Source organism: Stenotrophomonas sp. CFBP 13724 (assembly GCF_014841975.1).
GTDB lineage: Bacteria > Pseudomonadota > Gammaproteobacteria > Xanthomonadales > Xanthomonadaceae > Stenotrophomonas > Stenotrophomonas lacuserhaii.
In genome coordinates this window covers 931,828-953,783 of the sequence record NZ_JACYUW010000001.1, presented here as the reverse complement: position 1 = coordinate 953,783, position 21,956 = coordinate 931,828, and the positions used below count along the sequence as shown (strand labels likewise).

Genomic DNA, 21,956 nt, shown 5'->3' with positions numbered 1-21,956 from the left:
GCTGCGCTGCGCCATGCTGGGCGTCTACTGTGACGAGTGCTTGCTTCATGGCTGCTACCCGCATCATCAAGAAGTATCCCAACCGCCGTCTGTACGACACCGAGATTTCCAGCTACATCACGATAGAGGATGTGCGCCAGTTGATCCTGGACGGCGAAGACTTCGAGGTCCGCGACGCCAAGAGCGGCGATGACCTGACCCGCTCGGTCCTGCTGCAGATCATTGCCGACCAGGAACAGGACGGCGAGCCGATGCTCTCCACCCAGCTGCTCAGCCAGCTGATCCGCTTCTATGGCGATTCCCTGCAGGGCTTCATGGGCAACTACCTGGAGCGCAGCATGCAGGTGTTCCTGGACCAGCAGCAGCAGTTCCGCCAGCAGATGGGCAACCTGCTCGGGCAGACGCCGTGGGCGATGATGAACCAGCTGACCGAACGCAACATGGAGCTCTGGCAGGAGTTCCAGCGCAGCATGGGCAGTGGCTTCGGTCCGCGCCCGGGCGGTACGTCCACCGGTACCGGCCCGCGACCGGGCAGCGCGCCGGGCGGTCCCGCGCCCCGTTCGGGCACCGGGCCCGGCGCTGCGCACAAACCGACCGAAACCGCCGGCGGCACCGGCGGCAAGGGCCGCACGCGCTGATCCCGGCGCGGCCACTGGCCTGATGCAGAACGGCGCGCCCTTGCGGACGCGCCGTTTTTCGTTGCGGCAACGGCAGGCAGGCGCTCAGCGCTTGGCGCGCACCCGCTCCACCTTGTAACCCTTGGCCTTCAACTTCTCCACCACGCCATCGCTGCCCAGCAGGTGCAGCGCGCCCACCACCACCAGCGTGCCACCCTGCCCGGCCTGCAGGTGCGGCTCCAGCTTCGGCAGCCAGTCATCATTGCGATCGCTGTTGATGCGCTGGTAGAGCTGCGGATATTGGCGCTTCATGTCCACCGCCATGCGGTTCCACATCAGCACGTCGTCGCCGCGCCGCCATGCATCGTGCAGCGCGCGGATTTCCGCATCGCCCTTGTCGGATTGTTCCAGCGCCTCTTCCACCATCTGCCGCTGTTCGGCGATGCTCATGCCAGCCAGCACGCCGATCTGCGTATCGATGGTCTCCAGGCCCAGGATCGGCTTGCCCGCCTTGGCGGCCCGGTCCATGAAGTGCTTGTCCAACCCGAGCGCGGGGTCCAGCCCCATCTTCTGCATCTGCGCGATGCTGATGCTCAGGCCGACGAACCACGGTTTGAGACCCTGCATCTGCGCCAGCGGCAGCGGATTCTTCGTGGCGTAATCCTGCAGCCGGGCCCAGGTGGCATCGCCGAGGTCGCGGCGCAGTTCGCTGCCATCGGTGCGCATCGCCGCCTGCACCATCTTGCCGGCCAGCTCCGGTGATTCCATGTCCTGCGCCGACAGTTCGAACACCACGCGCTGCGCTGCATCGAAGGCCTTTTCAGCCTCCGCGGCCAGCGGGTAATCCTCCGGCCGCAGCAGGTGGAACGAACCCAACAGGTAGACGCGGGCATCACCGGCGCCGGTCACCTTCCACAGCAGCGGCACCGGTGCGGTGCGCGTCGCCGCCGGCTTGGGCGCGGCAGCTGGCGTTGCCGCGACGGTGCTGAAGGCTGCGCCGAGCAGCAGCAGCGGGGCGATCATCCAGCGGGTGACGGAACGCTTCATGGCGCACTTTCCTTGGGTGGGTGGTAGGCGCGTTCACCGGCCTCGATGCGCAGGTCCAGCCGGTTTTCCGGCGGTGAAAGCGGGCAGGTCGCGAACGGAGTGAACGCGCAGGGAGGATTGTAGGCGTGGTTGAAATCCACCAGCACATGGCCGTCCGCGCCGGGCGCGTCGGTGTCCAGGTAGCGTCCGGCCGGGTAGCTGCCGTGGCCGCTGGTGCGGTCGGCGAAGATCAGGAACAACGGCTCACCGGGTTCGGCGATGGCCTCGATCCGGTAGGTCGTGCCGTCCTGCTGGAACTCGACGACACCGGCGTTGGGCATCGGCGTGGTCAGGCCGGTGATGTCCACGATCGGCAGGGTCTTGCCCGCCGGGTGCGGCAGGAAGCGCGCGCGCACTTGCCACTGCGGTCCTCCCGGCCAGTAGTCCAGCCCGGTGAACCCGCTGCGCGAGGTGGCGTCGGCATGCTTGATGCGCAACGCAAAGCGCTGTCCACGTTGCAGCAGGCTGAGCTGCCCCTTGCCGTCATCAAAGGCAATGCGGGTTGGCTGCGGGTCGTGGTCGCTGTTGAACGCGATCGGTCCGGTCACCGCCGCCCCGTCCACGCTCAGCGGCACGCCGCGTTCGGGAGTGAACGACCAGCGCCGCCCCTGCCGGCTGACCATGCCCAGCTTGTCCGGCCCGACCGCCAGGCGGATGCCACTGCCCGGCCCACGCCCGATGTAATGCGCTTTGTGCTCCAGCCAATGCAGGCCGACCAGCGTGGTCCAGCCATCCGGCGCGGTCAGGTCCTGGTAACGCTGCATCCGCCACTGCTGCTGTTGCTGCGCGAAAGCCGGATCTTCCTGCACGGCCGGCGCCGCTTCCGGCGCCTTGCCGCCACAGCCGCTCATCGCCAGTGCCAGTGCCAGCATCAGTCCGGCGCTGCTGTACCCCTTCCCCATGATCATCCCCCTCACCGTCCGCGCAGGAACCAGCGGTCGATCTCCGCCAGCGAAAAACGTGCCCAGGTCGGGCGTCCGTGGTTGCACTGACCGGAGCGTTCGGTGATTTCCATGTCGCGCAGCAACGCGTTCATTTCAGGCACCGTCAAGCGCCGGTTGGCGCGCACCGCGCCGTGGCAGGCCATGGTGGACAACAGTTCGTCGCGCGCGGTCGCCACGCGCCGCGACTGGCCGTGTTCGCGCAGGTCGCCCAGCACGTCGCGCAGCAGGCCTTCCGGTTCGGCGTTGGCCAGCAGCGCCGGGATGCTGCGCACATGCAGTGCGCCGGGGCCGGCACGGGTCACGTCGAAGCCCAGTGCGATCAAGGTCTCCGCTTCGCGTTCGGCGGTGTCGGCCTCACGTTCGCCCACCGCCAGGGTGATCGGTACCAGCAGTGGCTGCGCATGCAGGCCGATGCCATCGTGGGCATTCTTCAGCCGCTCGTAGCCGATGCGCTCATGCGCGGCGTGCATGTCCACCACGATCAGGCCTTCGGCATTTTCGGCCAGGATGTAGATGCCATGCAGCTGTGCCACCGCGTAGCCCAACGGTGGCACCCCGGCATCGGCGCTGGTCACCGGCAACCCACGTTCGGACGGCACCGGCGGCAGCGACTGCTGGCTGCCTGCAGGCCCGGCGTACAGCGCGGCGTAAGCCGCCGGCGCATCGGCCACCTGCAGGCCCAGCGGCGATTGCTGCGCGCCCCAGTTACCGTAGCCGCCACCACCGCCACCGGGCTGGCCGTTTGACCATGGCGTCGTCGCCTGCGGAAGGGCCTGCGCTTCGACACCGGCGCCGATCTCATGTGCGGCCACGCCGGCGCGGGTATCGGCCAGTGCATCCTTCAGGGTGCGGTAGACGAAGTCATGCACCAGGCGCGAGTCGCGGAAGCGCACCTCGTGCTTGGCCGGGTGCACGTTGACATCCACCCGCGTCGGATCCAGTTCCAGGAACAGCACATACGCCGGCTGCCGGCCATGGAACAACACGTCGCCGTAAGCCATCTTCACTGCGTGCGCCACGCTGCGATCACGCACCGAGCGGCCGTTGACGTACAGGTACTGCTGATCGGTGCTGGCGCGCGAATAGTGCGGCTGTGCGATCCAGCCGTGCAGGCGCAGTCCGGCACCGCTGTGGTCCACCCGCACGGCCTGGTTGGCGAAATCCTCGCCCAGCGTTTCTCCCAGGCGCGCATCGGAGTAGAGGTCGCCGGGTTTATAGCGGCGCGAGGCTTTGCCGTTATGCGAAACGCGTAGTTCCACATCCGGGCGCGCCAGCGCCAACGAGCGCAGCCACTCTTCGATGTGCCCCAGTTCGGTACGCTCTGCGCGCAGGAACTTGCGCCGCGCCGGCACGTTGTAGAACAGTTCGCGGACTTCCACGGTGGTGCCCGGCGCATGCGCGCGCGGCAGCACCTCGCCCAGCTTTCCGCCTTCGATCTGCAGCGCTGAGCCATGTTCGTCCTGCGCGCGTCGCGAGGCGAGCGTGAAGCGGCTGACCGATGCGATGGAGGGCAAGGCTTCACCGCGGAAACCGAGCGTGGCCACCGCTTCGAGGTCGTCCAGGCTGGCGATCTTGCTGGTGGCGTGGCGGGACACCGCAAGCGGCAACTGCTCGGCGGCGATGCCACTGCCGTTGTCGCGGATCCGGATCAGGCGCACGCCGCCTTCTTCCAGTTCGATATCGACGCGGGTGGCGCCGGCATCGATCGCGTTCTCGACCAGTTCCTTGACCACCGACGCCGGCCGCTCGACGACTTCGCCGGCGGCGATCTGGTTGATCAGGATCTCCGGCAGCGGACGAATGGTGGCGCTCATGCGCGTACCTGTCTGCAGGCATGGAACGCAGGGCGGATGGGGAAGGAAACGGAGGCTGACTTCATCCGCCGATGATAGCGGATGGGTGGCGCTGCCCGCTCTGGTAGTGACGGCCGCTGGCCGTAAGCCTCTGCCCGAGTGGGTGATCTTCGCCCTGGTGGGTGACGACCGTTGGTCGTCACCCCTCGCCGCTGCGCTCGCCGAGCATGGCTCGGCGCTACCTCGGACTACTTGCTGCCGCCGGCTACGGTGCTGGCCGCTTCCATCTCCGCCTGCGCACGCGCGGCGTACAGGGTTCCCGGGGGCGGCTGGCGGGTAAAGAACACATTGACGCCATCCAGCACGGCAGCGGCGATCTTGCGCTGGTACGCCGGGTCCATCAGGCGGCGCTCTTCATCCGGATTGGAGATGAAGGCGGTTTCCACCAGCATCGCCGGCATGTCCGAGGTGCGCAGCACGGCGAAGTTCGCGCGTTCGATGTTCGGCTTGTGGTTGTTACCGATCCGTTTCAGTCCGCCCAGCACATGGCTGGCAGCATCTTCGGAGGCCTTCATGTAGCCGCTCTGCGCCAGGTCCAACAGCACGTTGGCCAGCGTACCCTCGGTGCGCTGCAGGCTGACGCCACCGATCAGGTCGGCCGCGTTTTCCTTGTCCGCCAGCCAACGGGCGCGCTGCGATGAAGCGCCCTTGGTGGACAGCACGTAGACCGAGGAGCCTCGCGCAGCACGGTTTTCCGCGGCATCGGCGTGGATCGAAATGAAGATGTCCGCCTTCGCCGCACGCGCTTTCTGTGCGCGCATCGGCAGCGGAATGAACACGTCGCTGTCGCGCGTCATGTACGCCTTCAGGCCCGGCATCGCATTGACCTGGCGGGCAAGCTCGCGTCCAACGGCCAGGGTGATGTCTTTCTCACGCTTGCCGCTGGGGCCCACGGCACCCGGATCCTGCCCGCCATGGCCGGGATCGATGGCCACCACCAGCGGACGCATGCCCGGCTTCATGCTTACCCGCGCCACGTCGCTGGGCATGCTCGGACGCGGCGCGATCGGCGCGGTTTCCGGCGGCTGCGAGGTAGGGCCCGAAGGCGCGGCCGCAGCGCCGGTACGGGTCGGCATGGTGCCGGCGATGGTGGTACGCACCGGCGTCTGGGTCGGCTGGCCGGCCAGGATGGCGGCCGGCGAAGGCGTGGCGGCGTCGGTACCGGCGCCGGTTCCGACGACGGTGGCCGTGGTGGTGCTGGGCAACGTTGCCGGTGCGGCCGGCGCAACGGCGACAGCCGTGGCCTGCTGCTGGACTTGTGCGGTGAGCAGCGCCGTGGCCCGGGCGGCATCGCTGCGGGTCTGCGCGGCGTTCACCGCCGTGGCCGGCGGCGGGCTGGCCGCTGCCGTAGCTGTCGCAGGGATCGCCGCGCTCGCAGGCGGTGACACGTGGGCTGCCGTGGCCGGCGCATCGCCGGGCCATTCAATGACCAGCCTGGACTGTCCGCCCTGCTGCTGCATCTGCGGCTTGAACGGGGCCACGTTGTCGGCAAGGTCGAACACGACGCGGAAGGTGCCGGGCACCGGCTGACCGGTACGCACCGCCGTGACCACGCCCTGCGCGGCCGGCAGCTTCAGTCCGCGCACCGCGGAGGAGTCCGGGAAATCCACTACCAGCCGGTTCGGACCGGACAGCGCGATGGTCTTGTAGCCACCAGAGCCGGCCAGCGAAATCTCGGCGCGGGTGCCGGTCGCACCGGTATCCAGGCGCACCTGGTTGATCTCACCCGCCCACGCGTCGGCACCCGCCAGGGCGAGTCCGGCAGCAGCACAGAGAGCAAGGGTTCGAAAGGGAAAGCGCATGGCTCAGGATTCAATCACTGCGCTGAACAGATTGCAAACCTTTTCCCTTAATAATCCGTAACTTTCATGAGTTTGTTATGGTCGATATACAGAAAGCGAAGCTAACTCGCTTCCTTCAGACAGTTGCTTCACCCAGGCTTCACCTGAATCGCTCAACGGAATGAGATTGGCGCGTCGGCCCGTGCCTGCCATCTCCAGCTCGAGCCGCAGATCCGTCGGCGGCAATGCGCCTGCCCCGCGCTCCGGCCATTCCACCAGCCACAGCGAGGCGGTGCCTTCGTCCAGGCCCAGGAAGTCCAGTTCGGCCGCGCCCCCGATCCGGTACAGGTCCATGTGCCAGGCCTCGCTGCCATCGGCCAGCGGATAGCGCTCCACCAGCGTGTAAGTGGGGCTGCGGATGGCACCGGTCACGCCCAGCGCCCGCAACAGCGCGCGTGCGGTGGTCGATTTGCCCGCGCCGAGGTCACCCTGCAGTTCAAGCAAGGCCTGCGACGGGCGGGTCGCCGCCAGTGCCTGGCCCAGCAGGTCGGTGTGCTCGGGAGTGGGGAGATGCAGTTCAAGCATGGACAGGATCCGGATTGCAGAGCCGGCGCAACGGCGCCAGCAGGTCGGTGGGAAGCAGGCCGCGCTGGCCGTCGGCAGCGGCGACATCGCCGGCCAGCCCATGCAGCAGGGCGCCGCCGGCCGCGGCCTCGAACGGCGCCAGGCCCTGCGCACGCAGGGCGGCAATGATGCCCGTGAGCAGGTCGCCCATGCCGCCGACCGCCATGCCGGGATTGCCCGCGCCGATCACGGCGGTACGCCGGCCCGGCGCCGCCACCAGGCTGCCGGCACCCTTCAACACCACTACCGCATGGAAGCGCTCGGCCAGTGCAGTGGCCGCGGCGAAGCGGTCGGCCTGCACCGCAGCGGTGGTGGTCTCCAGCAGCCGCGCGGCCTCGCCGGGATGGGGGGTGAGGATCGCCTGCGGGAGGGCCTGCGGATCGCGCGCCAGCAGATTCAGCGCATCGGCGTCCACCACCAGCGGCTTGCCGCTGTCGCGGGCGTCACGCCATAGTGCCTGCGCCCAGTCGTCCTGCCCCAGCCCCGGCCCGATGGCGACGACGCTGGCCCGCTGCAGCAGCGCCTGCAGGCCCGCGTTGCAGTCCACCGCGTGGCTCATCGCTTCGGGCAGCCGTGCCAGCGCCGCGCCAATATGTCCGGCGCGCGTGGCCAGGCTGGCCAGACCGGCACCGGCCCGCAGCGCCGCGTGCGCGGTCATCAGCAAGGCACCGCCGCTGCCATGGTTGCCGCCCACGCACAGCACGTGTCCGGAGGTCCCTTTGTGAGCGTTGCGGCGACGCGGCGGCAGCAATCCAGGCAGGCGGTCGCGCTGCCAGTAGTCGGCGGGCGCGTGCACACCGCCCCATGCATCCGCAGGCACCGGCAAGGTCGCCAGCTCGCACTGGCCGGCATGTTCCAGTCCCTCGCCGGTATGCAGTCCGCGATGGGCCACGATGAACTGCAGCGTCAGCGTGGCGCGCACCGCCACACCCGGCGCACTGCCGCGGTCGGCGTCGATGCCACTGGGCACATCCAGCGCGAACACGGGCGCAGCCTGCGCGTTGATCGCTTCGATGACGGCCTGCGCCGAAGCGCGCGGCGCCTGCCGCAAGCCCAGTCCGAACAGCGCGTCGACCACGACATCGGCGCGGGGCAGCAGGCCATCGAATGCGGTGCCCTTTCCGCCGGCGCGCTCCAGCTCGGCGGCAGCGCGTTTACACAGCGCCGTGCCCGGCGCGCTATCGGGCAGGGTCACGATGCTGACCTGGCGCCCTGCCTGCAGCGCATGCAGGGCCAGCACGCAGCCATCGCCGCCATTGTTGCCCGCCCCCACCATCACCGCGATGTGCCGGGCATCGGGCCAGTGCTGCAGCAGGCACTGCCACGCGGCCTTGCCGGCGGCAGCCATCAACGACCAGCCGCCATCACCGGCCAGCGCGGAAGCACGCGCATCCAATGAACGGGCGGCAGCGGAATCGAACAGAGCGGAAGGGTCCAGCATGCAGGGATTCTATACTTGCGGGCATGCATCCCGATTCCCCCCCCCTGCCCGCCGGCCTGGATCCGGCACTCGCCGTCCAGCGCATCCGTGCCCTGGCCCGTGCGCATGGCTTCCAGCGCTGCGGCATCGCCGGGGTGGACCTGGCCGAAGACGAGGCGCACCTGGCCGACTGGCTGAGCCAGGGCCTGTACGGCACGATGGACTGGATGGCGCGGCACGGCACGCTGCGCGCGCGGCCGGCCGAACTGCTGCCCGGCACCGTGCGGGTTATCTCGCTGGGCATGGACTACAGCCACAAGGACGACACCGAAGCCTGGGCCACGCTGGCCGATCCGGGCCGTGCCTACGTCGCACGCTACGCGCTGGGCCGCGATTACCACAAGCTGATGCGCAACCGGCTGCAGAAGCTGGCCGCGCAGATCAGCGATGAAGTGGCGCCATTGGGTTTCCGCGTGTTCGTCGACTCCGCGCCGGTGCTGGAACGCGCGCTCGGCCGCGATGCCGGCCTGGGCTGGATCGGCAAGCACACCTGCCTGATCGATCGCCACGGCGGCTCCTGGTTTTTCCTTGGCGAGATCTACATAGACCTGCCATTGCCGATCGACCAGCCTGCCAGCGCGCACTGCGGCACCTGCACCCGCTGCATCGAGGTGTGCCCCACCCAGGCCATCATCGCCCCACAGCGGCTGGATGCGCGGCGCTGCATTTCCTACCTGACCATCGAACACGACGGTGCCATCCCCGAGCCGATGCGTGCGCTGATCGGCAACCGCATCTACGGCTGCGATGACTGCCAGCTGGTATGCCCCTGGAACAAGTTTGCAAAGCGCACCGACGAAGCCGATTTCCGCGCCCGCAACAACCTGGACCGCGCGCGCCTGGACGAGTTGTTCAGCTGGGACGAAGCGGAGTTCCTGCAGCGCACCGAAGGCAGCCCGATCCGCCGCAGTGGCCATGAGCGCTGGCTGCGCAACATCGCCGTGGCGCTGGGCAACGCACCGACCTCACCGCAGGTGGTAGAGGCGCTGTTTACCCGCAGCACGCACGATTCGGCGCTGGTGCGCGAACACGTGCAATGGGCGCTGGGGCAGCACGGCGCGGCGTGATCGCTCGCGTCCGACGTGCGACCATGGTGGCCTGATCCAGAAAGACCCGTTGAGTGCCCATGCAGCAGCGCAGCATCGATGTCCTCACCCCCAGCCAGCTCAACACGCTGGCGCGTGACCTGCTGGAAGGCAGTTTCCCGGCCATCTGGGTGGAGGCCGAACTGGGCAGCGTGGCGCGTCCCTCGTCGGGCCATATGTACTTCACCCTGAAGGACGCACGCGCACAGCTGCGCGCGGCGATGTTCCGGATGAAGGCGTCCACGCTGCGCTTCGTGCCCCGCGAAGGGATGCGCGTGCTGGTGCGCGGCCGGGTCACGCTGTACGACGCACGTGGCGAATACCAGATGGTGATCGACCATATGGAAGAAGCCGGCGAAGGGGCACTGCGCCGCGCCTTCGAGGAGCTGAAGGCACGGCTGGAAGCCGAAGGCCTGTTCGACCCGGCACGAAAGCGCCCGCTGCCCGCCCACGTCCAGCGCCTGGCGGTGATCACCTCGCCTACCGGTGCGGCGGTGCGAGACGTATTGAGCGTGCTCGCCCGGCGCTTCCCGCTGCTGGAAGTCGACCTGCTGCCGTCGCTGGTACAGGGCGATTCGGCGGCGCCGCAGATCACCCGCCTGCTGCAGGCCGCTGACGCCAGCGGCCGCTACGACGTGATCCTGCTGACCCGCGGTGGCGGCTCGCTGGAAGACCTGTGGGCGTTCAACGATGAAGCACTCACCCGTGCGGTGGCCGGCAGCCGCACGCCGGTGGTGTCTGCGGTGGGTCACGAAACCGACTTCAGCCTCACTGATTTCGCAGCAGACCTGCGCGCGCCGACCCCGTCGGTGGCCGCCGAACTGCTGGTGCCCGACCAGCAGGACCTAGCTCGCCGCCTGCGCCGTGACGCAGCGCGCCTGCAGCAGCTGCACCGGCATGCGCTGGGCCAGGCGATGCAGCGCGCGGACCGCCTGCTGCTGCGGCTCAATGCCTGCAGCCCACAGGCCCGGCTGCAGCTGCTGCAACGGCGCCATGCCGACCTCGGCCGGCGCCTGCAGGCGGTACGCCAGCAGCAGGGGCAGCAACGTACGGCGCGCCTGCGGCATGCGGCGGCGGTGCTGCGCGGGTTCCATCCGCAGCGCCAGCTGGAAGGCCTGCGGCGCCGCCTGCTGGCCCTGCGCGGACGCCCGCAGGCCGCAATGCAGCGCCAACTGCAGAACGACGCGCTGCGGCTGCGTGGACTGGCCCGTTCCATGGAAGCGGTCAGCCCGCTGGCGACGGTGGCCCGTGGCTACAGCATCCTGACCCGCACCGACGATGGCCAGCTGGTCCGCAGCGTGAGCCAGGTCCAGCCCGGCGATGCCGTGCAGGCCAAGGTCGGCGATGGGGTCATCGACCTGCAGGTCACCCGCACCCGGTCCTGACGGCCGCTGGCGGTCCTCCGCCCTACTGCCGCGCCTGTTCGCAGAACCGCTGGCGGTATTCCAGCGCCTTGGGCATCAACGCCTGCAGGTTCTGGATGCGCGTGCCTGGATTGGGGTGGGTTGAAGAGAACTCCGGCTGCGACTGCCCGCCGCTGGCCTGGCCCATGCGCTCCCACAGCGGCACCGCCTCGCGCGGATCAAAACACGCCGCCGCGGCCAGCATCAGGCCCACTTCATCGGCCTGCGTTTCATGCCCGCGTGCATACGGCAGCAGGTAGCCGTAGCCCATCGCCGCCATCACCATCTGCTGCTGTTGCGGGTCCATGCCACTGGCCGCGCCGGCCATCTGGCCGATCTGGGTCAGCTTCTGCTGGGCCATGCGCTGCGCACCATGGCGCAACAACGCATGGGCGATTTCATGCCCCATTACCACGGCCATCGCATCGCGCGTCTGCGCCACGGGCACCAGCCCGGTGTACACCGCCATCTTGCCACCCGGCAGGCAGAACGCATTGGCCTGGTCGGACTGGATCACGTTGACTTCCCAATCGAACCCGCGCGAGAAGTGTCCAGGCTTCAGCCCATGTTCTTCAGCCAGCGCGGTTTCCACCACGTCGACCTTGGCAATCAGCCGCTGGGCGATCTCACGCACGTCGCGCGATACCTGCGCATTCGGGTCCAGCGGCCGCTCCTGCGCCAGGATCTCCTGGTAGGCCTGCAGGCCCAGCGCCTTTTCCTGGTCCACGTCCAGGGTGCTGTCGATCAGCACCGACTCGCCGGTGTACGGATCCACCGACCGGTTGGAAAACCAGTAGAACGCGGCGTAGCCAGCGAAGGCCAGCAGCACCAGCCAACGGACATTGCCGAACAGGCCGCCGCGGCGAGGGCCCTGCTGCGAAGAACGGGAGAACGGATCGTTGCGCATCGACATGCGTCCTGGCCAGGCCCGCCGGGGCCGGCGGGTAACGGCTCATCCTAGCCCAGATGGCGTGCAGCTCAGATGCCGCGCACCAGCCGGAAGCCGATCCGCCCGCTGGTGGTGTCCGAATCCTGCGATTGCCGCCACGCCGCGCGGGTCTGTTCGGGGGCATTGGCCCAGTTGCCGCCGCGGATCACCCGCGCGCGGCAGCCCGGATTGAACCAGGCCGCGCCATCGGATGGCGCACGCCGATAGCTCGCGTGCCAGCAGTCGGCGACCCATTCACTGAGATTGCCGCCCATGTCATGCAGGCCCCAGGCATTGGGCTTGAACATACCCACCGGCGCGGCGCCCCAGTAGCCGTCGCCATAGCCGATGAAGGCGTTGGCCCAGCGCCGCCCGGTGGGCGAAACGTCAAGGCTGCCGGTGAAGTTGCCCGAGTCCGGCGGCGGCACCCCGGCATCGCCCCACGGATAACGGCCCGACGCCCCCGCGCGCGCCGCGTATTCGAACTCGGCCTCGCTCGGCAGGCGGTAAGAGCGTCCGGTCTGTTCGGACAACCAGTTCGCATAGGCTTCGGCGTCACGCACGCTGACATGCATCACCGGCTGGTTGGCCAGCGCACGGCCGCCGTCATAGTCCGATTGCCAGTCGACCCCGCTGCGGCGGATGAAGTTGCCGCTGCGCTCGTCATAGACGATGGAATGGCCTCGCCGGGTAGCCCGCGGGCGGGCATTGGCGGCCTTCACGAAACGGGCGAAATCGGCCACGGTCACCTCGGTCATGGCCATCGCGAAGCCGCGCTCGAAGCGCACGTAGTGGGACGGTCGCTCGGCGTCGCTGGCACCGGGTTCGTGCAGCCCGGCGCCCATCTGGAAGCCACCATGCGGCACCACTTTCATCCGGGGTCCGCGTCCACCATCGCGCAGCGGATCACTGAACACCTGGCCGGGGCGGAAGCTGCCGTAGTGCGTGGCCAGCTCGATGCGCTCGCGCAACAGCGCCACGTCGGCATTGCCCGGCAGGGCGATGCGCATGGCCTGCTCCAGCTTCTCGCCGGCCGCTTTCAGACCCTGCGGGGTGGCCAGATCCCGCAGTCCCTGCGCACGCAGGCTGGCCAGGGTGGCTGCACGGATCGCCTCGATCCGCTCGAAGGCATCGGCGATGGTCGTCGCGGCATCGCGCACCTTGCTGGCTTCGGCCAGCCAAGTGCCGGCGGCGGCGAAATCCCCGGCCCGTGCGGCAATCTCGGCCCGCCCGATCAGCCCACTTTCCGCTGCTGCCAGGCCCTGTCGCGCACGCACGTTGTCGGGATCCAGGGCGAGCGCTTCGCGGAAGTTGACCAGCGCGCCGTCGCCATCCTCGCCGATCCGCCCGGCGCGCAGGTCGTCTTCGCCGGCACGGTTGAACGCTACCGTGCGCTGGGCCACTTCCACCTGCCGCTGCAATACACGCGCCTGCTCGTTGTCCGGGGCAATGGTCAGCAACACCAGTGCGATCTGGGCCGCTTCGGCCAGTGCCATGCGCTGCTGCTGCGGTTGCGCCAGCAACGCCTTGGCCTGCACCAGCAGCTGGCGCTGCGCCCGCTGCAGGCCATCACGGGCACGGCGATCCTGCGGATCCTGCTCCAGCAGGGCCAGCCACAGCGGAATGGCCGACTCGCTGGTTTCGAACAACTGGCCGTCACGCTGGGCCTGCTCGGCGCGGCGGCGCGCCTCGGCCCGCTTGTCGGGGTCGATGGCCACCGGCGGCGGCGTCCAGCGCTGCACTGTTTCGGCTTCGTCCTGGCCGCCGATGGTCACCGTGGCTTCGCCGCCGGCCTGGGCATCGCGCGCGCGCGGCGTCGATTCGGCCGATGTGGCAGCGGGCGCGCGTGGCGCCGGCGACGGCTCACCGCAGCCGGTCACCCCCAGCAGGCACAGGGCGGGCAACAGCAGGTACGGGCGCAGCAGACGCAAAACCAACTCCTTCAGGCCGGGGGTGCGGGCCGACGTTAGGCTATTCTCCCCTTCCTGAGCAAACGCGAGAAGTCGAACGCCCCGTGGCAATCTGGATCAACACCCCCGCAGAACTGCAGGCGCGGCAACAGCTGCGTCCCTCCCGCATCGGCCTGGACACCGAGTTCATCCGCGAGCGCACCTTCTGGCCGCAACTGGCCTTGGTGCAGATGGCCGTCGGCGATGAAGTCCTGCTCATCGATCCGCTGATCCCGGGCATGCCCGAGGCACTGGCGCCGTGGCTGACCGATTCCTCCATCATCAAGGTGATGCACAGCGCCAGCGAAGACCTTGTGGCGTTCAAACACACCTGCGGCGTGCTGCCGCGGCCACTGTTCGATACCCAGATCGGTGCTTCGCTGGCGGGAATCGGCGGGGGTATGGGCTACCAGAAGCTGGTGCAGGAAATCACCGGGGTGGCACTGGCGAAGGGCGAAACGCGCTCGGACTGGATGCGCAGGCCGCTATCGGATGCGCAGCTGCAGTATGCCGCCGACGACGTCGAGCACCTGTTTGCGCTGCACGATGCCATCGTGGCGAAGCTGGAAGCGCAGGGTCGCCAGCAGTGGCTGGCTGACGATGCCGAGCGTCTGCTGGCCAGCGTGGAGCATGACGAAGAGCGCTGGCCCCACCTGGGCATGCGCTCGGCGCAGTTCCTGGATGCACCGGCACAGCGCCGGCTGCTGCGCCTGCTGCGCTGGCGCGACCAGCAGGCACGTGCCAGCGACCGCCCGCGCAGCTGGATCCTGGACAACGAACTGGCCGCCACCCTCGCCCGCGTCCCGCCGGTGGACGAAGCGGCGCTGGGCAAAGTGTTCGACCAGTTCCCGAAGGCGCCGCGCAAGCTGGCAGGTGCGGTGTGGCAGGCGTTGACCACGCCGTTGGACGATGAGGCCGATGCGCCGCAGCTGCTGCAGGCCACCGATGCCAACAAGCAGGCGTTGAAGAAACTGCAGGAAGCGGTAGCGCAGGTGAGCCAGTCGCTGGGCCTGCCCGATGGCGTGCTGGCTTCGCGCAAGCACCTGGAAAGCTATCTGGGAAGCCGCACCTGGCCGGCCCCGCTGGCCGGCTGGCGGCAGCAGGTGCTGGAGCCGAAGCTGCAGCCGCTGCTGCCCTGAAGGACGGTCCCCGGTGGGTGACGACCGTTGGTCGTCACGCTTTCCGCGCCAGATCCAAAGCGGTGACGACCAACGGTCGTCACCCACCGATTGCCCGTCACCCACCGGCCGGCTGCCGCGTTACCAGTTCATGTTCAGCGAAACACCCACTGTGCGCGGTTCGTTGTACACCGCTGCCATGTAGTTCTCGATCACGCCCCTGAGGTTCTTCTCATTGGTGATGTTGCGCGCGAACAGTGCCACTTCGTAGGCGCCGTAGCCGCCGGAGTAACCCAGCTTCAGGCCGCCTTCGAAATCACCCTTGGAGTTGAATTCGGCCGTGTCGTACAGCACGAAGCTGGTGTAGCCCTGCTTGTTCCAGTCCGTGGATACGAACACGGTGCCGGCATCGCTCACCGGGAAATCGTAGCGGGCGGCCAGGTTGATGCCGTACTTCGGCGCGTTCGGCAGCGGGTTGCCGTCGATCTGCGCGAAGGTATTGGCACCGACCTTGATGGTCGGGTCGTTCACGGTGCACACCACCACGCCGTTCAGCGCACACACCTGCGCGTACACCCGGTCATCCTGGACTTCGCTGTGCAGCAGACTGACGCCCGCACTCAGGGTCAGGTTCGGAATCGGACGCAGTTCCATATCCGCTTCCAGGCCGTAGGCGCGCGCCTTGTCCGCGTTGAACAGCACGCCATTGCCATCCGAATCATTGCCGTTGAGCTGGATGTCGTTGACCTGGTAGGTGAAGGCGGTCGCGTTCAGGCGCAGGCGATTGTCCCACAGCGTGCTTTTGACGCCGGCTTCCCAGGACAGGATCGTCTCCGAATCAGCCGTGGTGAAGTCCGAGTTGAACACCGCCGAACGGCCCTGGATGGTCGGTCCGCGGAAGCCGCGCGCGACCTTGGCATACACGCCCACCTGGTCGTTGATCTGGTACATCGCGCTCAGGTCCCAGCTCGGCGTGGTGTCGCTCATCTCCACGTCAGTGCGACCGCGGTAGGTCACCGCACCGGCTGCGGTGTCGGCGGTCTTCAGCAGGCGGGTGCGCTTCTCATCGCGGGTCTGGCGCAGGCCCGCGGTCAGCGTCAGCTGGTCGGTGGCCTTGTAGCTCAGCTGGCCGAAGCCGGCAACAGAGGTATTGGTATTACGCAGGCGCACCCAGTTGTTGGGATTGCGCGCGGCGCCCTGCAGGAACCAACCGCGCTGGTAGAAGTCGGTGATATCGCGGCCATCGAAGTAGAACAGGCCTGCCTGCCAGCTCAAACGATCATCGCCCATGCTGGCCAGGCGGACTTCCTGGGTCCACTGGTCGAGATCGCGCACCTGGCCCATCGACTGGCCGAAGCCATTGGCCACGCCGTTGACCGGGAAGTTGGCCGCCGCGCCGCCGTCGGTGTCACCGCGGCTGTAGCCGGACGTGGTTTCGTAGGCGGTGATCGAGGTCAGTTCGACCGCGCCGAAATCGTAGGTCGCCTTGAGCGAGCCACCATAGGTCTTGTAGGCCTGCGGGTTGTTGGCGGCCTCGTCGTAGGCTACGCGGTCGCGCGCGGCGATCGGCTGGTTGGAGCCCTTGACCATGCCACCGCGCAGGAACAGCGTGGAGGTACCTTCGTAGTCCCGCGCATGCGCCGAAGCCAGCACGGAGAAGTTCTCGGTGGGGGTCAGCAGCAGCTGGGCGCGCACGTTGCGGTCGTCGAAGCCGCCCATTGCATCTTTGCGCGGCGCCATCGTGCCATCGGCGCTGGGACCGGCATAGGTATTGTCCACGTAATCATCGCGGTGCTGGTACAGCGCCGAAACGCGGAACGCCGCCACCTCGTTGATCGGGCCGCCCAGGCCAGCATCCACCGCGACGCTGTTGTTCGTTCCGTAGCTGGCATTGACCCGGCCGCTGGCGTCCTGGCTCGGCTTGATGCTGTCGAACTTGACGATGCCGGCGGTGGTGTTGCGACCGAACAGCGTGCCCTGCGGGCCACGCAGCACTTCGATCTGGTCCACGTCGTAGACCGGGTTGGACTTGAGCACCACATGTTCCAGCACCACGTCGTCCTGGATGATGGACACCGGCTGCGAGGCACCCAGGTAGAAATCGATGTTGCCCAGGCCACGGATGTAGAAGCGCGGGAAGATGCGCCCGGTGGTGGTCTCGGCGTAGAAACCCGGCACCCGGCCGGACAGCGCCAGCAGGGTGTCATCGCCGCCGGCGGTGTAGTCGCGCAGCTGCTCGCCCTGCACTACGCCGACCGACACCGGCACGTCCTGCAGGTTCTGCTCGCGGCGTTCGGCGGTCACGGTGATGGCATCCAGCGCAGTGGCGCTGGTCGGGGCGGCAGCCTGCTGCGCGAAGGCCGGGGCGACCAGGCCCACGGACAATGCGGCGCATGCCAGCGCCAACGGATGACGACGGAAGATTCGGTGGTTCAGATGCATGTACGGGACTCGAGGGAGCGTCCGTGCGGCCTGCGCGAGCCGGGCGGATGAGGAAATCAAAGCGCGCAGGCGCACAGTATGGCGGCCACGTTTCAATCCCGTGGCAGCCCCCGCTCCTTACCGCCGCGATTACGCCGTTACCACCGTCCCACGCGCCAGCACGAAGCGCGCCGCCGCTTCGCGCAGCGACGCCGCCTGTGCGGTCATCGACTGCGCCGAGGCGGAGGTCTCCTCCACCAGCGCCGCGTTCTGCTGGGTGACTCCGTCCATCTGCACGATGCTCTGGTTGACCAGCTCGATGCCGGCGGCCTGCTCGCGCGATGCCAGCGCAATGCCGCCAATCGCCGCACCCAGCTCACCCACCGCGGTCACCACCTGCTGGATCGTCTCGCCAGCCTGCGCGGCCAGCGCACTGCCGGCGCCGACCTGCTCCACCGATTCGTCGATCAGCCCCTTGATCTCGCGCGCCGCCTGCGCCGAGCGCTGCGCCAGCGTGCGCACCTCGCTGGCCACCACGGCAAAACCGCGCCCTTCTTCACCGGCACGAGCCGCTTCCACCGCCGCGTTCAGCGCAAGGATATTGGTCTGGAAAGCGATGCCGTCGATCACCGTGGTGATGTCGGCGATGCGCCGCGAGGACGCTTCGATCAGGCGCATGGTGCGCTCCACCTCGGCCACCGCCTCACCGCCCTGCGATGCCACGCCGGTGGCCTGCACTGCCAGCTTGTCCGCACGTACCGCGTGGTCCGCGCTCTGGCGCACCGCCGCGGTCATTTCTTCCATCGATGCGGCCGACTCTTCCAGGTTCGCTGCCTGCTGTTCGGTCCGGCGTGACAGGTCTTCGCTTGCCGAGGCGATTTCCGCCGCCGCCGCCGACACGCCATCGGCCGATCGCTGGATGCCGGCGATGATGCTGCCCAGGCTGGTCACGGTCTGGTTGGCGTCGTCGCGCATTTCGGCGAACACGCCCTGGAAATCACCTTCGATACGGCTGCGCAGGTCGCCCCGCGCCAGGTTGCGCAGCAGGTCGGACAGCGCCGCCAGGTTGTGGTCGGCCGTGGTCATCAGGGTGTTCAGCCCTTCCACCATGACCCGGAAATCATTGTCGAACGCTTCAGCGTCACCGCGCGCGCTGAAGTCACCGGCCGCAGCGGCCGCGACCAGCCGCTTGATCTCACCGTTGATGGCCTGCAGGCGGGCGCGCACGCCGTTGACCGACGCACTGATCCGGGCCTTCTCGCCCGGCAGTTCCTGCATCGAAGCGGACAGGTCACCGGCGGCGTACTCCTGCACCAGCTCGACCATCTCCAGCGTGGTGCGCACGTGGGCATCCACCAGCGCGTTGGTGCCTTCCACCATGCCGCGGAATGCACCCTGGAACGCGTCGGCATCGATGCGGTGGCTGATGGTGCCTTCGGCGTGGTGCTGGGCCATGCGGTCCTGTGCGGCAGTGACGCTGCGCAGGGTGGACTGCATCTGGCGCATGGACGACAACAGTCGCCCCACTTCATCCGGGCGGCGCTGCGGGATCTCGCGGTCCAGCCGGCCCGCTGCCACGTCCAGGGCCACCTGTTCGGCCTGCTGCAAGGGGCGAGCCAGCAACCGGCGCATGGCCAGCACGGTCGCACCGATCACCGCCAGCAGGGCCAGCGCGGAGATGCCGGCGATCTGCAGCAGCAGCGTGTGCAGCACATCCTGCAGTACCGACACCGGCTCCATGCCCAGCACCATCCAGCGCCACGGCGCATGCGCCTGTGCGGAAACGAAATAGCCGCGGGTGTCCTTGCCATCGGCGCTGCGCACCTGCAGCGTGGCCGATGCCTGGCGCCCTTCCAGCAGCGCCTGCAGCAGCGGCAGGTCTTCGGCCACTACGTGCTCGCTGATCTTGCCGCCTTCACCGGTGGGCGCGGCGATCACCTTGCCGAAGCCCTCGCCCGGGCGCGTGTCGATGGCCATGAAGTAGCCGTCCTTGCCCAGCGTGGAATCGCGCAGGCTGGCCTTCAGGGCGGCCAGGCCGGCGGACTGGTCCTGGCCGACGAAGGCGATGCCGACCACCGCACCGGCCGCATCCTTCAGCGGCATGTAGTGGGTCATGTAGTCCGTGCCGAACAGATGCGCCGGGCCACTGAAGGCTTCGCCGGCCATCATCTTCGGGTACGCCAGGTGGGCATGGTCCAGCTTGGTGCCCAATACGCGTTCGCCGGCGGCATTGCGCAACGAGGTCGCCACCCGCACGAAGTCGTCGCCATCGCGCACGAACACCGTCGCCACACCGTCGGTGGAGGCGGCGAAACGATCCACCGCCGGGTCATCCAGCGCCAGCGGGCTGCCACCGAACATCAGCTGGGGCGCGACCTGGCCGGCCACCTCCACGCTGCGCGCGGTATCCACGGCGGCATCGCCGGCCGGCAGCGAGGCGCGGAACAGTTCGGCCATGTGCGCGGTGCTCTGGCTGAGGCTGCGGTCGTACAGCGCCACCGAATCCCGCATCAGGCTGGCCGAGGTGTCCAGCCCGGCCTGCACGCGCGTCTGGTAGCTGGCGGCGGTCTGCCGGTAGATGAGCAGGGCAAGCAGCACGAAGGCAGCGGCGGTGATGGCTGCAAGCAGGATCGCCAGACGGGAAGAAATGGACAGCGTGGAACCGGTGGCGGCAGAAGTCGTCATCGAGAGGCACTTGATAGGAAGGGGGTCGCGCTGGGCGTCACACTTTTATCGGCACCATTCTGGTCCTCTTTAGCTCCCGAACGACCAAATTTCCGCCACCGTTCAGCATCCAAGCAATTGATTTGCCGCGGGAAGGGCGCTGGAATCGGTTACATGGGGTCGAGCTCACTCCGAGAGTACGACCCGCCCAAAACCGCTCTCGTCGTCCAGCGCGCTGACCGTGTGCAGCTGATCCAACCGGAAGTCACGCACCCCATCGGTGCAATCCAAACGTAGGAATTCTTCCTTGGCCGCTGTACTCACGGTGGTCAGCGCGCGCCCCTCCACCTGCGTGCCATCGGCCAGCTCCACCCGGAGGCGAAGGCGGCGCAGGCAGGCGATCTCCAGATGGTCGTGCAGGTCACACGAAATCGGGCGGTAAGGTTCCATCGGTTTCTTCCAACGGTGGCGGCACAGGCGCGTCGATGTCCCACTTTCTGTCCGCACGTGCGGGCTTGGCAAGCATCCGGCAGTTGGATAGACTCAGTTCCACTGTGGGGCCATAGCTCAGCTGGGAGAGCGCGTCGTTCGCATCGACGAGGTCAGGAGTTCGATCCTCCTTGGCTCCACCACGAATTGAAACGGAAAGCCCCGGGATCGCTCCCGGGGCTTTTCTCGTTCAGGCCGGCTCACCGCTGCCATCCTTCCGATCGGGCTTCTTGGTGTGGTCATCACGGACCTTCTGGTCCTGCTGTCCCTGGCGCTGCTTCGCCACGTCGTCCTGGCGCTGGTCCTGCTGGCTTTCCTGTACGCCGGCCCGGTCTTCCTGCTCGTTCTTTTCGGTACCCATTCTGCGTGCCTGCTCGTTGTAGTGTGTCGGGGCACTCCACGCTATCGGCGCCGCCGTGATGTACAGATCACGAGGCGGCGACCGACCGTTCAGCACGGTTGGCGCGGTCACCTGGGCGCGGCACAATGGCGGCCCACACTGGAACAAGGATGTCCCATGCGCCTGGCCCTGCTGCTCCCTGCCCTGCTGCTCAGCGTGGGCTGTGCCCACCGCAGCGTCGTCGCCCCGCCGATGACGGCCGCCGGCCTGATCACCCCGGCCGAAGCGGTGCATGCCGCCAATGATGACCCGCGCTACGGCATCAGTGGCACCTTCCTGGTCACCGTGCGCAATGTGGACCTCACCGAGCACGGGCTGTACCTCAACAGCGAAGCCGACTACCGCCACCAGGCCAACCTCACCGTGTGGCTGGCACCCGGCCAGGCCGATACGCTGCGCGCGCAGCTGGACAACCTGCCGCTGGAACGCCTGGTCAACCGCCGCCTGCTGGTACAGGGCACTGCGCGGCGCCAGAAGATCGTCTTCAGCACAGATGGCATCCCCAGCGACAAGTATTACTACCAGACCCAGCTGCGGCTGAACGACCCGCGCCAGGTCCGCTTCGCGCCCTGAAAGCGCTCACTCCAGCTTGACCTTCCGCTTGCAGAAGTTGTATCCCTGCGGCAAGCAGAAGAACGGCGGCAGTCCATCCACGGTGTCTTCGCGGCACGGGATGCGCCCGTCGCCCAGCACTGGAACTGCGCGAAAGCAAACTGCACGCGGTGGCCCACGCCGAGATCTGAGGGTAGTGACGGCCGCTGGCCGTCATTTCCGGTAACGGCCAGCGTCGGTAGTGGAAGTGGCCTTCGACGGTACGCGCAACCAGACGGGATGAGATGCCTGAAAAATCAGCATCCCAGTGCCGTGCACGCTATCGGCGACGAAGGATCAAGCACTTGCGCGCGCATGAGCGATGCGGAGACACCATTGTGAAGTTTTTTATTCAAAAAGCTTGCCGAAACCGCGTGACCTCCGTAATATGCGCCTCCTCGGCAGCGACATCGCTGTCAACGAAACAAGTGGCCGAGTAGCTCAGTTGGTAGAGCAGGGGATTGAAAATCCCCGTGTCGGCGGTTCGATTCCGTCCTCGGCCACCATTGTTTTTGAAGGGTCT

General features: G+C 67.9%; 17 protein-coding genes and 2 tRNA genes. 7 read left to right on the top strand and 12 right to left on the bottom strand.

The features are described 5' to 3' along the window. Nucleotides 1–47 precede the first annotated feature (47 nt). Nucleotides 48–638, top strand: a complete 591-nt coding sequence (gene phaR / locus IFT63_RS04140; RefSeq protein ID WP_042612064.1) for a polyhydroxyalkanoate synthesis repressor PhaR — start codon at nucleotides 48–50, stop codon at nucleotides 636–638. 84 nt (nucleotides 639–722) lie between these two features. Here the strand turns inward: phaR and IFT63_RS04135 are convergent, their stop codons facing one another. The 6 genes from IFT63_RS04135 to IFT63_RS04110 form a co-directional block, all read right to left on the bottom strand. Next, the gene (locus IFT63_RS04135; RefSeq protein WP_192084127.1) at nucleotides 723–1,640 is read right to left on the bottom strand and encodes a TraB/GumN family protein; all 918 of its coding nucleotides are present in this window, start codon (nucleotides 1,638–1,640) and stop codon (nucleotides 723–725) included. A gap of 20 nt (nucleotides 1,641–1,660) precedes the next feature. Beyond that, nucleotides 1,661–2,605, bottom strand: coding sequence for a DUF1684 domain-containing protein (locus tag IFT63_RS04130; RefSeq protein ID WP_192084126.1), 945 nt, complete (start codon nucleotides 2,603–2,605; stop codon nucleotides 1,661–1,663). 11 nt (nucleotides 2,606–2,616) lie between these two features. Beyond that, nucleotides 2,617–4,461, bottom strand: coding sequence for a DNA mismatch repair endonuclease MutL (gene mutL, locus IFT63_RS04125; protein WP_192083319.1), 1,845 nt, complete (start codon nucleotides 4,459–4,461; stop codon nucleotides 2,617–2,619). A 227-nt stretch (nucleotides 4,462–4,688) separates the two neighbouring features. Further along, entirely contained in the window at nucleotides 4,689–6,302 is a 1,614-nt protein-coding gene (locus tag IFT63_RS04120; protein ID WP_192083318.1) for an N-acetylmuramoyl-L-alanine amidase, read from the bottom strand. Between the two features lie 75 nt (nucleotides 6,303–6,377). Further along, a complete protein-coding gene (gene tsaE / locus IFT63_RS04115; RefSeq protein ID WP_192083317.1) occupies nucleotides 6,378–6,866 on the bottom strand; it encodes a tRNA (adenosine(37)-N6)-threonylcarbamoyltransferase complex ATPase subunit type 1 TsaE in 489 nt (162 codons plus the stop codon). Further along, on the bottom strand, nucleotides 6,859–8,346 hold the full coding sequence (locus IFT63_RS04110; protein ID WP_192083316.1) for an NAD(P)H-hydrate dehydratase: 1,488 nt from the start codon (nucleotides 8,344–8,346) through the stop codon (nucleotides 6,859–6,861). Before IFT63_RS04110 ends, tsaE begins: the two co-directional genes overlap by 8 nt. Nucleotides 8,347–8,369: 23 nt before the next feature. On the opposite strand from IFT63_RS04110, the gene queG reads away from it, so the two are divergent. Both queG and xseA read left to right on the top strand, forming a co-directional pair. Further along, nucleotides 8,370–9,452 carry a tRNA epoxyqueuosine(34) reductase QueG gene (gene queG, locus IFT63_RS04105; RefSeq protein WP_192083315.1) on the top strand — a complete coding sequence of 361 codons (1,083 nt, stop codon included), beginning with the start codon at nucleotides 8,370–8,372 and terminating at the stop codon, nucleotides 9,450–9,452. A gap of 59 nt (nucleotides 9,453–9,511) precedes the next feature. After that, nucleotides 9,512–10,855 carry an exodeoxyribonuclease VII large subunit gene (xseA, locus tag IFT63_RS04100; protein WP_192083314.1) on the top strand — a complete coding sequence of 448 codons (1,344 nt, stop codon included), beginning with the start codon at nucleotides 9,512–9,514 and terminating at the stop codon, nucleotides 10,853–10,855. 22 nt (nucleotides 10,856–10,877) lie between these two features. On the opposite strand, the gene IFT63_RS04095 is transcribed toward xseA, so the two are convergent. Together IFT63_RS04095 and IFT63_RS04090 are read right to left on the bottom strand one after the other, a co-directional pair. Continuing rightward, nucleotides 10,878–11,780 (bottom strand): M48 family metallopeptidase, encoded by a 903-nt coding sequence (locus IFT63_RS04095; protein ID WP_192084125.1) that lies wholly within the window; start codon nucleotides 11,778–11,780, stop codon nucleotides 10,878–10,880. A 71-nt stretch (nucleotides 11,781–11,851) separates the two neighbouring features. Next, nucleotides 11,852–13,732 (bottom strand): formylglycine-generating enzyme family protein, encoded by a 1,881-nt coding sequence (locus IFT63_RS04090; protein ID WP_192083313.1) that lies wholly within the window; start codon nucleotides 13,730–13,732, stop codon nucleotides 11,852–11,854. A gap of 83 nt (nucleotides 13,733–13,815) precedes the next feature. Between IFT63_RS04090 and rnd the strand changes: the two genes are divergently transcribed. After that, entirely contained in the window at nucleotides 13,816–14,889 is a 1,074-nt protein-coding gene (rnd, locus tag IFT63_RS04085; protein ID WP_192083312.1) for a ribonuclease D, read from the top strand. Nucleotides 14,890–15,009: 120 nt separating this feature from the next. On the opposite strand, the gene IFT63_RS04080 is transcribed toward rnd, so the two are convergent. The 3 genes from IFT63_RS04080 to IFT63_RS04070 form a co-directional block, all read right to left on the bottom strand. Then, the gene (locus IFT63_RS04080; protein WP_192083311.1) at nucleotides 15,010–17,310 is read right to left on the bottom strand and encodes a TonB-dependent receptor; all 2,301 of its coding nucleotides are present in this window, start codon (nucleotides 17,308–17,310) and stop codon (nucleotides 15,010–15,012) included. Between the two features lie 129 nt (nucleotides 17,311–17,439). Beyond that, nucleotides 17,440–19,974, bottom strand: a complete 2,535-nt coding sequence (locus IFT63_RS17495) for a Cache 3/Cache 2 fusion domain-containing protein (protein ID WP_249404328.1) — start codon at nucleotides 19,972–19,974, stop codon at nucleotides 17,440–17,442. Nucleotides 19,975–20,139: 165 nt separating this feature from the next. Next, nucleotides 20,140–20,403, bottom strand: a complete 264-nt coding sequence (locus IFT63_RS04070; protein ID WP_042612051.1) for a Rho-binding antiterminator — start codon at nucleotides 20,401–20,403, stop codon at nucleotides 20,140–20,142. A 106-nt stretch (nucleotides 20,404–20,509) separates the two neighbouring features. Here IFT63_RS04070 and IFT63_RS04065 point away from each other — a divergent pair. Then, nucleotides 20,510–20,585, top strand: a tRNA-Ala gene (locus IFT63_RS04065). Between the two features lie 47 nt (nucleotides 20,586–20,632). On the opposite strand, the gene IFT63_RS04060 is transcribed toward IFT63_RS04065, so the two are convergent. After that, nucleotides 20,633–20,803, bottom strand: a complete 171-nt coding sequence (locus IFT63_RS04060) for a hypothetical protein (protein WP_191771707.1) — start codon at nucleotides 20,801–20,803, stop codon at nucleotides 20,633–20,635. 156 nt (nucleotides 20,804–20,959) lie between these two features. Between IFT63_RS04060 and IFT63_RS04055 the strand changes: the two genes are divergently transcribed. Both IFT63_RS04055 and IFT63_RS04050 read left to right on the top strand, forming a co-directional pair. Continuing rightward, a complete protein-coding gene (locus tag IFT63_RS04055) occupies nucleotides 20,960–21,415 on the top strand; it encodes a hypothetical protein (protein ID WP_052811737.1) in 456 nt (151 codons plus the stop codon). A 448-nt stretch (nucleotides 21,416–21,863) separates the two neighbouring features. Next, nucleotides 21,864–21,939 (top strand) — tRNA-Phe (locus tag IFT63_RS04050). The last annotated feature ends 17 nt before the right edge of the window (nucleotides 21,940–21,956 follow it).